The sequence below is a fragment of the Natrinema longum genome (assembly GCF_017352095.1).
GTDB lineage: Archaea > Halobacteriota > Halobacteria > Halobacteriales > Natrialbaceae > Natrinema > Natrinema longum.
Window position 1 is genome coordinate 623,118 of record NZ_CP071463.1, and the last position, 13,379, is coordinate 636,496.

Genomic DNA, 13,379 nt, shown 5'->3' on the forward strand with positions numbered 1-13,379 from the left:
CGGATTCGAGGGCGTTTTCCGCTCGGCACCGAACCGACGGCCATGGAAGAGATCATCCACGCTCGCGGCCACGAGCACGTCAGCGCCGAGCACGCGAGCACGTTCGAGGTGACGACCGACGACTACCTCACCCCCGCGGGCGACTGTATTCTCGCGATCGAGGCCGACCGTGCGCCGGCTGATTTCGACCCCGAGTTCGTCGCTGCGTGTCGGGACGCCGCCGCGACGATCACGGTCACCATCGAAGCCGACGGGTACACGGAGTCCGTGACGGGACGGGGCGATCCCGACCTCGAGTTCACCAGCGAGCGCAGCGCGGTCGGGCGCACGAGCGAGTACGTCGACGAGCGGACCGTCGTGGTGGGGGCGGCGTTCGCAGCGGAGGGGTTCGATCAGGACCTCGTCGCGGCGCTGGCGGACGGAGCCGAGGCGACGGTGACGATTACCGTCGAGTAGGCGGTTCCGGGGCATCGGCTCGAGAGGTCCTCGAGTCGCAGTGGGCGTCGGCCGATAGTCCGTCGCGGTTTTGATCCCGCAGTCCTAACGGACGGGCATGAGCGACGATCCGGAGCCTGCAGTCAATATCAGTGGCGGGACGGCGGGCGGTGGGGCGGCGGCCGAGTTCGATCCCGCGACCGCAGCAACCCGCGCGGAGGAGGTCGTCGATCGACTGGGCGAGTTGTTCTGGCAGAAGGAGTACGGCGGCCGCGATGCCTTCACCTGCCTCGTGCGAACGATCCTGAGTCAGAACACCAGCGACAAGGCGAGCCAGCCGGCTCACGACGCGCTGCTAGATCGCTACGACGGCGACGGTGTCGACCTCGCGGAATCGCTCGCGAGCGCCGAGCAGTCGACGCTCGCCGAGACGATCAGCGGCGCGGGTCTGTACAACCAGAAGTCCGAGACCATCATCGACACCGCGGCGTGGGTTCTCGAGGAGTTCGGCTCGGCCGCCGCGTTCGACGCCTTCGTCAGAGACGAGGAGCCGTCGGTCGTCCGCGAGACGCTCCTCGAGGTCAGAGGCGTCGGTCCGAAGACCGCCGACTGCGTCCTGCTTTTCGCCGGCGGTCGCGGCGGCGTCTTCCCCGTCGATACGCACGTCCACCGGATCTACCGCCGCATGGGAATCGCGAGCCCGGACGCGGCTCACGAGGCCGTTCGCGCCGTCCTCGAGCGCGACGTCCCCGCGGCGAAGTGTGGCTTCGGCCACACGGCGACGATCCAGTTCGGCCGCGAGTACTGTACGGCTCGCACGCCCGCCTGTCTCGAGGACCCCGACGCCTGCCCGATGGCCGACGTCTGCGATCAGGTCGGTGTCTTCCCCGCAACGGGCGAGGTCGTCGACCCGGCCGAGGCTCCCGAGGTAGAGTGACGGGACCACTCCCGAGACGCCCCGCTCGAGCCGGTGATTCGACGGTCAGTCAGCGCCGTTATACAACCGAGCTTGCATTCGTGAAGTTATGGTTGGGTTTGGCGATGCGGAACGGGCTGCAGTGTACAAGACGATCTTCGATCGACGCGACATCCGGCGGTTCCGCGACGAGCCGATTCCGGACGCCCTCCTCGAGCGCGTCATCGAGGCCGCACATCACGCGCCGAGCGTCGGCTTCTCCCAGCCGTGGGATCTCGTGGTCGTCGAGGACGAGGAAACGAAAGCCGACATCGCCGACATCGCGGAGCGTGCCATCGCGGCCGCACGAGAGGGGTACGAGGAACCACGCCGAAGCGAGTTTGCGGAGCTGAAACTCGAGGGAATCCGCGACTCGCCGGTCAACATCTGTGTGACCTGTGATCCGACGCGAGGCGCGCCACACGTCCTTGGTCGGAGTTCGATGCGACGAACTGACGTCTATTCGACGTGTCTCGCCGTCCAGAACCTCTGGCTGGCCGCTCGAGTGGAGGGGGTGGGCGTCGGCTGGGTAAGCGTTCTCTACCCACACGAGCTCCGGGAGGTTCTGGGAATACCACCACATATCAAACCCGTGGCGTATCTCTGTCTGGGGTATCCGGCGGACGGATTCCCCGACGAACCCGTCCTCCAACGGGAGGGCTGGCGCGACCGACTCGATGTCGAGACGCTCGTCCACGAGGGACGGTGGAATCCGGATCGGACGACCGACGCTGCCCGCGAGCGTGACGGTGACGACGGTCGCGGTCACGGGCCGAGCTCCTGATCCGAATCGCAGCCACGGTCGTCGCCTTCTGGCGGTGGACACCTGGACGAGGGTGGTCGCCGAGACACCGTCGCTGTCGTCACTGACGGTCGAGTTCGACTGCCACGAGCACTCGGTGCAGCCCCATTTCCGCCACAACGTTAATGAGATTCGACCACTGACAATTCATGCCATAGGAGAAATACCGTATTTTATGTCTCTTTCATCGGCCGGTACACCGCGAGTTTGTCCGCGTAGAGGCGGTCAGCGACGCCGGACGGTCGATAGAAGCACGTGTCGGAACCCACTCCCTCGAGGGGGCGCATCCGGTCAACACGGCGGCTCTATCCGGATATGACGTACGAATTTACCCCGATAGCGCTCCCGTACATCGCCGCGGCGGTCGTCTGTACCGTGCTGTTGAGCACGATCTGGCGACACCGCGATCGGCGGGGAGCGAAGGGGTTCCTGCTGGACATCGCTGGCGTGATCGTCCTCTCCGTGACGGTGTCGCTTCAGTTGTTCGCGACGGCGGAGTCGACGAAACTCTTCTGGTGGAACTGGCGGTTCGTCGCGGGATCGTTCATGGGAATCGGCTATCTGCTCATGGCGGTCGAGTACACCAACAACGAGGAGTACATCACGTATCGAAACGGGGCGGCACTCACGGCCGTCCCGGTCCTGACCCAGTTTGTGGCGTGGACGAACGATCGTCACGAATGGTTGTACACCGCGTCGATCGATCCGGCGACCGGACTTCTCGTCCCCACGTTCGAGCCGCTGTACTGGATCTACGCCGTGACGATGATGGCGTATCTGGGTCTCGCAGTCTACCTTCTGTTCCGGTTGCTCCGCTCGCTTCCGGGGTTCGAAAAGCAAGCGGGAGTCCTCATCGCGACGATACTGTTCGTCACGGTCGGACTACTCGTCTGGTGGCTCGGGTTCGTCCCCGTCGATACGCTCGCCCTGACGAGTACGGTCAAGGTCGTCGGCTTCTACGTCGCAGTGGACCGATTACAGCTCCTCGATATCGTCCCCGTCGCGCGGACGAAGGTGATCGACAACATGCAAGACGCCGTCTTCGTCGTCAACGCGGCGGATCGGATCGTCGACGCGAACCCCTCGGCGAAACGACTCGTCGGCAGCGAGATGGCGGTCGGGGACTCCCTCGCGGAGACGTTCCCCTCGTCCCGGTTTCCCGAGTTCACCGACACCGCCGACGCCCAGAACGAATGCACGCTCGAAATCGACGGTGAGGCCCGACACTTCGCCATCCAACTGTCGCCACTAACGGACTCGCGAGGGAGACAGTCGGGTCGGTTGATCGTCCTCCGGGACGTGACGCAACTGAAAAACCGAGAACAGGAACTGACCGTCCTCAATCGGATCGTCCGCCACGACATCCGAAACGAGATGAACGTTATCACGGGGCGTGGTGAACTCCTCTCCGACCACGTCGACCCCGACGGCCAGGAACACCTCGAGTTGATGCTCGAGAGCAGCGACCACGTCATCGACCTCACGCAGGTCATCGGCGACCTCGTGGAAACGCTGACTACCGACGGCGACCTGGACCTCAAGCCCGTTCACCTGATGCCGGTCGTCTGGAACCAACTCGAGAAGGCGCGAACCAGCTACCCCGACGCGGCGTTTCGTGTCGACGGTGAGCCGTCGACTGACGTGACGGTTCAGGCCAACGAGATGCTGTCCTCCGTGTTCACGAACCTCCTCAACAACGCCGTGCTACACAATACCGCGGACGCCCCGCGCGTGGTGCTTTCGATCGAGGACCGAGACGGAACAGTCAGTATCCGCGTCGCGGACAACGGCCCTGGTGTGCCCGAGGGGCAACGGGACGAGATCTTCGGGCGCGGTCAGAAAGGCCTCGAGAGCGAGGGCACCGGTATCGGCCTCTACCTGGTCGACACCCTCGTCGAGGGCTACGGCGGCGACGTGTGGGTCGAAACTGCCGAAGAAGGTGGTGCGGCGTTCGTCGTCGAACTCCCGAAAGCCGAGGCGACACGGGAGCGTCCAGCACCGCTCCAGGAATGACCTGCCCCGCTCGAGTCACGGGGGCGGGCAGGTCGACCGCGCGCCGCGCCGCTGGTTGTCCTGGCGGACGTTGAACGGGCGAGGCGTGCCCGCCAGGGCGTCGTGGATGAATCGAAGATTCCTCGATGCCGAAAACGCCGTCGGCGGTTTCGAGCACGCCGAGGGCTTTCAGAGGAAGCGGAACGTTTCCAGGTTCTTCGGCGCGAAGGTTCGCATATCGTAGTCGTGGTAGAGCGCCGAGGAGAGGTCCTGCGTGGAGCGCTCGTCGCCGTGGACACAGAGTACCTTCTCGGGGCGTGGGTTCATCGTCTTGACGAAGTTCTCGAGGCCGGCGCGGTCGGCGTGGCCGGAGAACCCGTCGACCGTTTCGACGTCCATGTTCAGCGAGAGGGTGCCGCGGCCGTCGCCGCTCCCCATGGCACCGACTTCGCTGGTGGGGATTTCGTCCCAGCCGTTCTGGATGCGTCGCCCGAGGGTACCCTGAGCCTGGTAGCCGACGAAGACGAGCGTCGAGTCCGGGTCGGGACCGATGTGGCCGAGCCAGGACATGATCGGGCCGCCGGTGACCATCCCCGAGGTCGAGAGGATGATACAGGGTTCGCCGTCGGCGACGTCCTGTCGCTCCTCCTCGCCGGCGTCGATGTGGTTGAACTCCTCGGCGAGGAAGGGGTTCTCGTCCTCGTGGAAGATGCGGTCCCGAAGGTCGTCTCGGAGGTACTCTGGATAGGTGGTGTGGATCGCCGTCGCCTCCCAGATCATCCCGTCCAGGTGAACCGGCATCGAGGGGATGTCGCCGCTGCGCATCGCCTCCTCGAGGACGAGCATGATCTCCTGGGATCGACCGACGGCGAACGCCGGAATGACGACCTTGCCGCCCTTGTCGTAGGTCTCGTTGATGACCTCCTTGAGTTTCTCCTCGGAGTCCTCCTGGTCGGTCTGGTAGTCGTTGCGACCGCCGTAGGTCGACTCGAGGACGAGCGTCTCGACCCGCGGGAAGTCGTTGACCGCGCCGTTGAACAGGCGGGTGTCCTCGTAGTGGATGTCGCCCGAAAAGGCGACGTTGTAGAGGCCGTCACCGATGTGGAAGTGCGAGACGGCCGAGCCGAGGATGTGGCCGGCGTTGTGGAAGGTGAGTTTGATGTCCGGCGCGATGTCGGTCACGTCGCCGTACTCGAGCGGAATGGTGTGTTTGATCGCTTCGCGGACCTGCTCGCTCTCGTAGGGCGGGGCTCGACCTTCCTTGGCCGCGACGTCGAGATAGTCGAGGGTCAACAGCCCCATCATGTCGCGCGTGGGTTCGGTACAGTAGATCGGGCCGTCGTAGCCGTATTTGAACAACAGCGGGATCAGCGCGGAGTGGTCGAGGTGGGCGTGGGTCAGGACGACGGCGTCGATGGTCTGTGGTCCCGCGCCGAGCGCTTCGGGGGCGTGAAGGTACGGTACTTCCCCCTCCGCGCCGGGTTTGTCACCACAGTCGATGAGGATCCGCGTCTCGGGCGTCGAGAGGATAAAGGACGCGCGGCCGACCTCGCGACAGCAGCCCAGCGTGGTGATGCGGACGTACTCGTCGTCGGACATCTCCTCGCGGTGGATCTGTCGGCCGACCTTCTCCAAGATGTCTCGGCGCTCGTCGCGTTCCTGTTTGAGGAAGCTCCGGACGTTCGAGACGGTCGAGGACTCGATCGGCGGCGTACGGACGACTTCGGGCGTCCAGCCGACGTTTTTGGTGATGTCTCGGAGCGTCGATCCGTGCCGGCCGATGACCATGCCGGGCTTTTCGGCCTCGATGACGACTTCGCCGGTGTCGGCGTGGAAGTCGAGGTCGGTGACGCCTGCATCGTCCGGAATAACGTCCATGATCTCCTCGCGGGCCTGTTCGGGTCGCGAGAGAACGCTGGGGTCGGGCCGGACGGTGATCCGCTTGCGAAGTTTGCTCGCGAGTTGCCGAATGAGGTCGCCCTGCTGGGCGAACTTCTTCGGGTCGCGCGTATAGACCACCAGTTCGGGGCCTTCGTACTTCACCGAGGAGACCGAGATATCGCTCGGTAACTCGCTCGTGATCTGTGCTTTGAGATCGTCGAGTTGCTGCTCTACAGTGCTCATAATCGCCGAATGTGGCTTGCGTGAACTCACCGTCCGGAACCGCGTCCGACGTCAGGCCGAGCAGGGACGAGTGGGAATCGGAACCGGCTCGCGATTCGTCGGCGGCTTCCAAACGGTGTCTGCCGCGTCGAAACCGATAGCGAGCGCCGTCGTCCAGGTCGGACAACGTAGCGTACACTCCATCTCGTCTCCCGATTCATCGTATCCTACGCCGTGCCTGACGAACACGCTTCCGGATCGGTTATCCTGGTCCGTGCGGGACAATTCCAGGGAGAACCCGCTTACTCGGGGCTATTCTTTGCGTGGTATAAAAGCCTTCGCAAAAACCAGGGCCGTGGAGACCGTAGTCGTCGGTCGCAAATGCATCTGACAGCTGCTCGAGTCCGTGAGGAGCGGGATTGGGTCGTCAATCGTGCCGAGACGATCGTCCCCCTGATCAACGACGTCCGCGACGATCTCGGCGAGATCTTCGGAACCGACGTCGATGCCGTCACCGACGACCAGTACGTCGACGCGGTCGACGCCGTCTTCGCGGACGGCGATCTCGCAGTCAACGTCGCCGCCATGGTCGCGATCCTCAGGGATCTCGACGTCGAGGGGGACTATCCGGGGTTCGTCGTCGACGAGATCCTCGGCCGAGAACTGGCCGGGACGATCGCCGGCAGCCAGCCCCTTCGGACCCTCGGGGAGGCGACCTTCCACTACGCCGACGTTCACGTCCACGGCGACGCCGAAGAAAACGCCGGCATCGACGACTGCGAGGCGGCCCTCGCCGCCGGCTTTCAGGAGCGACTCCCCGGGTGGAACTGGACCGAACGGGAGAGTCCGTTCTCGATCGAGCGGTAGGACTGGTGGAACGTATCAGACCGCCAGCCAGTACGCCGCTACCCGTCGGTCGCGTTTTCCGTCCCGGAGTCGTCGGTCGCGTTTTCGGTTCCGGAGTCGTCGGTCGCGTTTTCCGCGTCCTGGGCTTGCTGTTGTTCTTCGAGCATCGCCCGTCGTTGCTCCTCCTGTTGCCGTTGCTGGATGATGAGGTCGTACTGCTCGCCGGGGTAGATACCGCTGACGTCGCCGCTTCGGAGCGTCTCCATGATCGCCGCGTCGGTCCCCGTCGCACGGAGCAGTCCGTACTCCGGCGCTGACTCCTCGATCGTGAGATCGCTTCCGGCGGACTCTTCGACGGCCGTCGTGGCTTCCGCCGTCAACTCGGCCCGGCCGTCGCGGAACTCCTGTGCTGCCGCCCGTTCGCTGAGGGTCCCGTTCTCGATCTCGGAGCGGACCTCGGATTCGAGCTCCGCTAGCTCCGCTTGGGCCGGCGTGACGGCCAGGGTGACCGCGTCGTTCGAACCGCCGTCCGATTGCGACAGGGAATCGAGTTGCGAACAGCCGGCCAGCGACGCGGCTGTGGTGGTGCCGGCGAGTGCGAGGAATCCACGACGGGTCGGAAGATTCGACATTGTGTCTCTCGAGCAGGGCCGGACGAAAATATACCTTCTGCGTTCCGCCCGGCGCGGACAGCGACCGCGGAATCGACGCGGGATTCACCCGACAGCGGGCACCTTTTATCCGTCCCGGCACTACCTCGTTCCAGTGACGGATTCAGGGCACGACCAGCGAACGGAAACCCTCCAGGGACCGACGCCGTCGGCGGCACGCGACGTGATCGCGGACGGGATCGACCGCGACGCGATCGTGACCGTCTACGGGCGTTGTACGGTCGATTACGACGGTCGAGCCTCGAGCCGGCTCGAGGCGGGCGATCGCCACGTCATGCTCAAACCCGACGGGGCGGCGCTCGTTCACACGGACGAGGGCCAACAGCCGGTCAACTGGCAGCCGCCGGGGTGTGAACACGAGGTTTTCTGTGCGGACGGCGCGCTCGTCCTCGAGAGCGTGCGGTCGACGCCGGACGAGCGACTGTGTGTCCGGTTCCGGGACATCCTGCAGGTGTCGGCGTTCTCGGGGTCGGACGAGAACGACCTCGCCCTCGTCGGGACCGAAGAGGACCTCCGACAGCGGATCCTCGAGGACCCCGCCCTGCTCGAGGCCGAGTTCACCCCGCTGGCGACCGAGCGCGACACGCCCGCGGGTGCGGTCGACATCTACGGCGAGGACGCGGCCGGTCGAGCGGTCGTCGTCGAACTGAAGCGCCGACGGGTCGGTCCCGACGCGGTGGGCCAGCTCCGACGCTACGTCGACGCCCTCGAGCGCGACCTCCACGCCGACGCCGCCGTTCGGGGCATCCTGGTCGCGCCGTCGGTGACCGACCGCGCGAGTCGATTGCTGACCGAACACGGCCTCGAGTTCGTCTCGCTCGAACCCCCCGACGAGTGATCGCGTCGCGGACGGTCGGATGACCCCATCGACCACTCGAACGGTAGCGGAGATTCCACTCACGGCCGTGATTTCGAATTCCGTTCCGATGACGGGCCCGGCACGGATACGTGCGTATCGTGCCGTTCTCTCAGGACTCGCTCAGGCCACGAGTACGGAGACGCGGGTCATCACGTCGCAATGAGGACGACCGCGACAGCGCCGAACGCGATTCCCAGCGCCTTCTTCGCCGTGACCGGCTCTCCCAAGACGACGATGCCGAGGAGTGCACCACCGACGAGAAACATCCCGAAGATCGGAAGACGGTGCTGACGGGACCAGTCGAAGCGCACGGAAATAGCCGACGACAGCACCGGCGAGACAGAGTCCTGCTGCGAATGCGAACCTGACGGGTCGACTCGTCACCGACGGAACTGACCACTCGCCGAACAGGGCCGCCACAGTCGTCGCTCTCACGGCCAGCGTGCCGACCGCGATCGGCATGACGGTGAACGTCGGCAAGTCTTGGACTGCTGTTTTCATAAACAGGAACGCGAACGAGTAACAGACCATCGCCAGCAGCGCCCACAACACGTAGCTCATGCAACCGTCCCCTCCAGTTCAACCACGATTGCTCGACCTCGTCGATGAGTCATCCGGTCCGTCGATATCCGGAGGCCGCGGAGAAAAACCACCTGTCCGACCGACCCATAACTGAATCAGCCGCCAGCGGTCGATCGGTCTACTGTACGAAGCGATTCGATGGGGCGCACGGGACGGGAGCCAGAATTGCTCTCCGAGGCCCCATCAGTCAGGCAGGATACGTGCCCTCGAGCCGCGCCTGCTCGAGCACGTGCCCCTCGATCGCCGACTCGAGATCGGCGGCGGCCGCATCGGGTCCGAGGTCGATCGACATCTCGAGGGCGAAGAGTCTGAACCGGTACGTGTGCTCCCGGTCCGGCGGGTTCGGGCCGCCGTAGCCGCGGTCGCCGTAATCGTTCGTTCCCTCGATTGCGTCCGCGGCGTCCCAGTCCTCCGGAATCGTCCCGGTCTCCGGCGGAACGTTCCAGACGATCCAGTGGTCCCACACGTTGCCGGCGGGCTCTATCGCGTCCGGATCGTCCACGATCAACGCGAGGGTCGCCGCGTCGTCGGGGACGCCGCGGATCTCGAGGGGCGGGTTGACGTTCGTCTCCGTGTAGCCATACTCCTCGGGGATCCGTTGGCCGTCGTCGAAGGCCTGACTCTCGAGTGTGAGGTCTCCCATGTTGTTCACGCTCCGTGTGCGCCCGTTTCGAGCCCTCACCGCCGAGAGAGAAGAAACTTACACGCGGTGCCACGAACGGCGGTGTCACTGGTTGACGTGTCGCTCACCATCGACGAGACGGCGGGCGAGTGGTTACCGACGACCGACGAATATAGCGATCCCGAGGACCAACAGCCCGATGCCCCACCACAGCGAATCGCCCGGCAGGAAGGCGAGCAACAGCGTGACGATACCCGACGTGATGAGGGACCACCCGATCGTCGTTCGGTATGTCATACCACTAGCTTCTCGCCGAGGCGGTTGTGCGTTGTGCCGGTCCCTGCAACCTGACCGACTCCCAGAACGCGGGGACCCTTCACTCGTGTGATTGATCGTTGACTATGGCGAACTCGTAGTCCGTCGGTATCGACCCGACGATGAGCAAGCGGTCGTCACTCCTCGAGTAGCTGCTTCAGCCGATCGAGTTCCGTCAGCGCCTCGACCGGGGTGAGGTGGGCGAGGTCGAGTGCTCTGAGTTCGGCGGCGACGTCCGTCGGCACGTCCCCACCGTCCGCGGTCGCGGCTTCCGGAGCGCTCTCCGTCGGCTCTGGAACGGGGTCGCCACTCGAGTCGGCAGCGCTGGTGTCGTCCGTCTCGAGGTCCTCCTCCGCCGCGTCAGCGACCAGTTCTCGCGACCGGTCGACGACGGGGTCGGGAACGCCGGCCGCGGTCGCGACCTCGACGCCGTAGGAGCCCGTCGCCGCGCCGGGCGCGATCTCGTGGTGGAAGACGACCTCGCCGTCGGTCTGATCGACCTCGAAGTGCAGCGTGAACGCGGCCGCGAGGTCCTCGGTGAGTTCGGTCAACGGGTGGTGGTGGGTCGCAAACAGCGTCGTCGCGCCGACCTCGTCGTGGAGGTGTTCGGTGATCGCCTGCGCGATGGCCATCCCGTCGGCCGTCGAGGTACCCCGACCCACTTCGTCTAGCAGAACCAGGGAGTGCTCGTCGGCCTCCCGCAGGATGGTCGCGAGTTCGTCCATCTCGACCATGAACGTCGAGCGCCCGCCCGCGATGTCGTCGCTGGCTCCCACGCGGGTGAAGATCCGATCGACCGGCGTGATCCGGGCGGCGCGTGCCGGGACGAAACTCCCGACCTGTGCCAGCAGGACGATCTGGGCCACCTGCCGCATGTACGTCGATTTCCCCGACATGTTCGGCCCCGTGATCACCGCCAGCCGCCGATCGTCGGTGAAGCGAGCGTCGTTGGGGACGAACGACTCCTGTGTCCGTTCGACGACGGGGTGGCGACCGCCCTCGATCTCGAGGGTCTGACTCCCGTCGCGCTCGAGGATCTCGGGCCGACAGTAGTCGTACTGGGCGGCGGCCGACGCCAGCGAGACGAGGGCATCGAGCGTCGCGAGCGCCTCGGCGAGCCCTTGCACGCGTTCGACCTCCGCCGCGATCTCGCGGCGAACGTCACGGAACAGTTCGTACTCCCGTTCGTCCGCGCGTTCTTCCGCACCGACGATCCGATCCTCGCGCTCTTTGAGCTCCGGCGTGACGAATCGCTCCGAGTTCTTCAGCGTCTGCCTGCGCTGGTAGTCCTCGGGAACGGCATCGAGGTTCGGGTTCGTCACCTCGATGTAGTAGCCGTGGACCGAGTTGTAGCCGACCTTCAGCGAGTCGATCCCGGTCCGGTCGCGCTCGCGGGCTTCGAGATCGTCGATCCACTGCTTGCCGTCTCTGGCGGTCGCACGCAACTCGTCGAGGTCCCCGTCGTACCCCTCAGCGATGACCCCGCCCTCGGTGATCTCGATCGGCGGATCGGCGACGATCGCGTCGTCGATCAGTTCGCGGACCGCCGTCAGCGGATCGAGATCGGCGGACAGTTCCCGGAGCCGATCACACTCCGCATCGGCGAGTTCCTCGCGAACGTCGGGGACTACCGCGAGCGTGTCACGGAGCGACCGCAGGTCCCGGGCGTTCGCTCGCTCGCGGGAGATCCGCCCGATCAACCGCTCGAGGTCGTAGACGTCCCGCAGACGCTCGTGCAGTCGCTCGCGCGTCCGGACCGCGCTCGTGAGTTCCGCGACGGCGTCGAGTCGCGCCTCGATGCGGTCGGGTTCGAGCAGCGGCCGCCGGAGCCAGTCCCGAAGTTTTCTGCCGCCGAGTGCGCTTGCGGTTTCGTCGAGGACGCCGACGAGTGTCGCGTCCTCGCGCCCGTGGACGGCGCGCGGTTCGAACAGCTCGAGGCTGCGCAGCGCCACGGCGTCCAACAGGAGGTACTCGCGGGGATCGTACCGCGTGAGGTGGGTGAGGTACTCGAGGCGGGCACCCCCCTCGGAATTCGGGGCCTCGTCCGTATCGTCGTCGCTCGTCTCGCCGCTTTCACCCTCGTGTGTCCCGCCGCGGACGTACTCGGCGTAGGAAAGCAACGCGCCACAGGCACGGATTTCGGCGTCGCTCGCGAGCAAGGCGTCGGGGTTGCGGAAGTACGTCGAAAGCTTCGCCCCGGCGCTGTCACGGTCGAACGCTGCCTCGTCGTACGGCGTGACCATACAGTTCTCGGGGACGAGGTCGGCGGGCGCGTCCGGTCCGACGACGGCCTCGGCGGGTGCAAAGCGGCTCACCTCGTCGGCGATCGATTCCCTGGCGGTGGAACTCGTCGCGAGGAAATCGCCCGTGGAGACATCGAGCAAAGCGAGTGCCAGTTCGTCGTCCCCCGTTCGGGCCGCTCGCTCGCGAGCGATTGCCGCCACGAAGTTGTTGTCGTCGCTCGCGAGGAGTTCGTCTTCGGTGAGCGTTCCGGGCGTAATCACGCGCGTCACTGCCCGTTCGACGACGCCCGCGCTCTCGCCGGGCTCTTCGACCTGATCGGCCACTGCAACCCGGTAGCCCGCCTCGAGTAGCTCTTCGATGTACGATTCGGCGTTGTCGATGGGGATGCCGGCCATCGGATACTCGCCAGTACTGTCCTCGCGGCTCGTCAGGGCGATCTCGAGCAGGCGCGCGGTCCGTTCGGCCGCGCCACAGAACGTCTCGTAGAAGTCGCCCACCTGAAAGAGGACGATCGCCTCGTCGTAGCGCGCACAGAGATCGTGGTACTGCGCCATCATGGGCGTCAGCTCGTCGCGCTTTGCGGCCATCGCCTCGGGCGGGCCAAGCGCCGGATCCATACCCGAATTCGGCCCCCCGACGCGGAAATACCTTGCTGGATCGCCCCCTCAGATCGAGTCGTCCGCTCGATCAGCGTACACGGGGACTCGTGGATCGCGATGCGGGGGCCGACTCGTCCCGTCGTCGGTCGTGTTCACGCGATCGGGACGCGACCGCCGGTCGGCAGGCAGCGGTTCGGTCGCTGCTCAGGAGCGGGCGCGAATACCACTTTCGAGGACGAAATCGTACCCGAGACCACGGACACCGAGACCACTGTCGGGAGCGCGAGCGAACGCGAGGGGTCGACTCCCGAGACGGGCTGCTGTCACGGATCCCGGCCACCCCACAGGGGAGTC

The 13,379-nt window shown here is 65.6% G+C and carries 12 protein-coding genes; 6 read left to right on the forward strand and 6 right to left on the reverse strand.

Annotated elements, in window-relative coordinates:
• Nucleotides 1–42: 42 nt before the first annotated feature.
• The 4 genes from J0X27_RS03020 to J0X27_RS03035 all read left to right on the forward strand — a co-directional run bounded on the left by J0X27_RS03020 (nt 43) and on the right by J0X27_RS03035 (nt 4,205).
• Complete coding sequence (locus J0X27_RS03020) at nt 43–456, forward strand: DUF371 domain-containing protein (protein WP_207270988.1); 414 nt, start codon at nt 43–45, stop codon at nt 454–456.
• A gap of 97 nt (nt 457–553) precedes the next feature.
• Nucleotides 554–1,372, forward strand: a complete 819-nt coding sequence (locus J0X27_RS03025) for an endonuclease III domain-containing protein (RefSeq protein WP_207270989.1) — start codon at nt 554–556, stop codon at nt 1,370–1,372.
• Nucleotides 1,373–1,460: 88 nt separating this feature from the next.
• Nucleotides 1,461–2,174 carry a 5,6-dimethylbenzimidazole synthase gene (gene bluB / locus J0X27_RS03030; protein ID WP_207270990.1) on the forward strand — a complete coding sequence of 238 codons (714 nt, stop codon included), beginning with the start codon at nt 1,461–1,463 and terminating at the stop codon, nt 2,172–2,174.
• Nucleotides 2,175–2,507: 333 nt separating this feature from the next.
• Entirely contained in the window at nt 2,508–4,205 is a 1,698-nt protein-coding gene (locus J0X27_RS03035; protein ID WP_207270991.1) for a sensor histidine kinase, read from the forward strand.
• A 168-nt stretch (nt 4,206–4,373) separates the two neighbouring features.
• Here J0X27_RS03035 and J0X27_RS03040 read toward each other — a convergent pair whose 3' ends face one another.
• The gene (locus J0X27_RS03040; protein ID WP_207270992.1) at nt 4,374–6,308 is read right to left on the reverse strand and encodes a beta-CASP ribonuclease aCPSF1; all 1,935 of its coding nucleotides are present in this window, start codon (nt 6,306–6,308) and stop codon (nt 4,374–4,376) included.
• 360 nt (nt 6,309–6,668) lie between these two features.
• Between J0X27_RS03040 and J0X27_RS03045 the strand changes: the two genes are divergently transcribed.
• Entirely contained in the window at nt 6,669–7,154 is a 486-nt protein-coding gene (locus J0X27_RS03045; RefSeq protein WP_207270993.1) for a DUF7984 family protein, read from the forward strand.
• 38 nt (nt 7,155–7,192) lie between these two features.
• Here the strand turns inward: J0X27_RS03045 and J0X27_RS03050 are convergent, their stop codons facing one another.
• Complete coding sequence (locus tag J0X27_RS03050; protein ID WP_207270994.1) at nt 7,193–7,765, reverse strand: hypothetical protein; 573 nt, start codon at nt 7,763–7,765, stop codon at nt 7,193–7,195.
• 133 nt (nt 7,766–7,898) lie between these two features.
• Between J0X27_RS03050 and nucS the strand changes: the two genes are divergently transcribed.
• Nucleotides 7,899–8,642 carry an endonuclease NucS gene (gene nucS / locus J0X27_RS03055; protein ID WP_207270995.1) on the forward strand — a complete coding sequence of 248 codons (744 nt, stop codon included), beginning with the start codon at nt 7,899–7,901 and terminating at the stop codon, nt 8,640–8,642.
• Nucleotides 8,643–8,812: 170 nt separating this feature from the next.
• Here nucS and J0X27_RS03060 read toward each other — a convergent pair whose 3' ends face one another.
• The 4 genes from J0X27_RS03060 to mutS all read right to left on the reverse strand — a co-directional run bounded on the left by J0X27_RS03060 (nt 8,813) and on the right by mutS (nt 13,043).
• Nucleotides 8,813–8,974: a hypothetical protein gene (locus J0X27_RS03060; RefSeq protein WP_207270996.1), complete on the reverse strand. Its 162-nt coding sequence runs from the start codon at nt 8,972–8,974 to the stop codon at nt 8,813–8,815.
• Between the two features lie 458 nt (nt 8,975–9,432).
• Complete coding sequence (locus J0X27_RS03065) at nt 9,433–9,888, reverse strand: YbhB/YbcL family Raf kinase inhibitor-like protein (protein ID WP_207270997.1); 456 nt, start codon at nt 9,886–9,888, stop codon at nt 9,433–9,435.
• Between the two features lie 132 nt (nt 9,889–10,020).
• Nucleotides 10,021–10,164: a hypothetical protein gene (locus tag J0X27_RS03070; protein ID WP_207270998.1), complete on the reverse strand. Its 144-nt coding sequence runs from the start codon at nt 10,162–10,164 to the stop codon at nt 10,021–10,023.
• Nucleotides 10,165–10,319: 155 nt separating this feature from the next.
• Complete coding sequence (mutS, locus tag J0X27_RS03075) at nt 10,320–13,043, reverse strand: DNA mismatch repair protein MutS (protein ID WP_207270999.1); 2,724 nt, start codon at nt 13,041–13,043, stop codon at nt 10,320–10,322.
• Between the last annotated feature and the right edge of the window lie 336 nt (nt 13,044–13,379).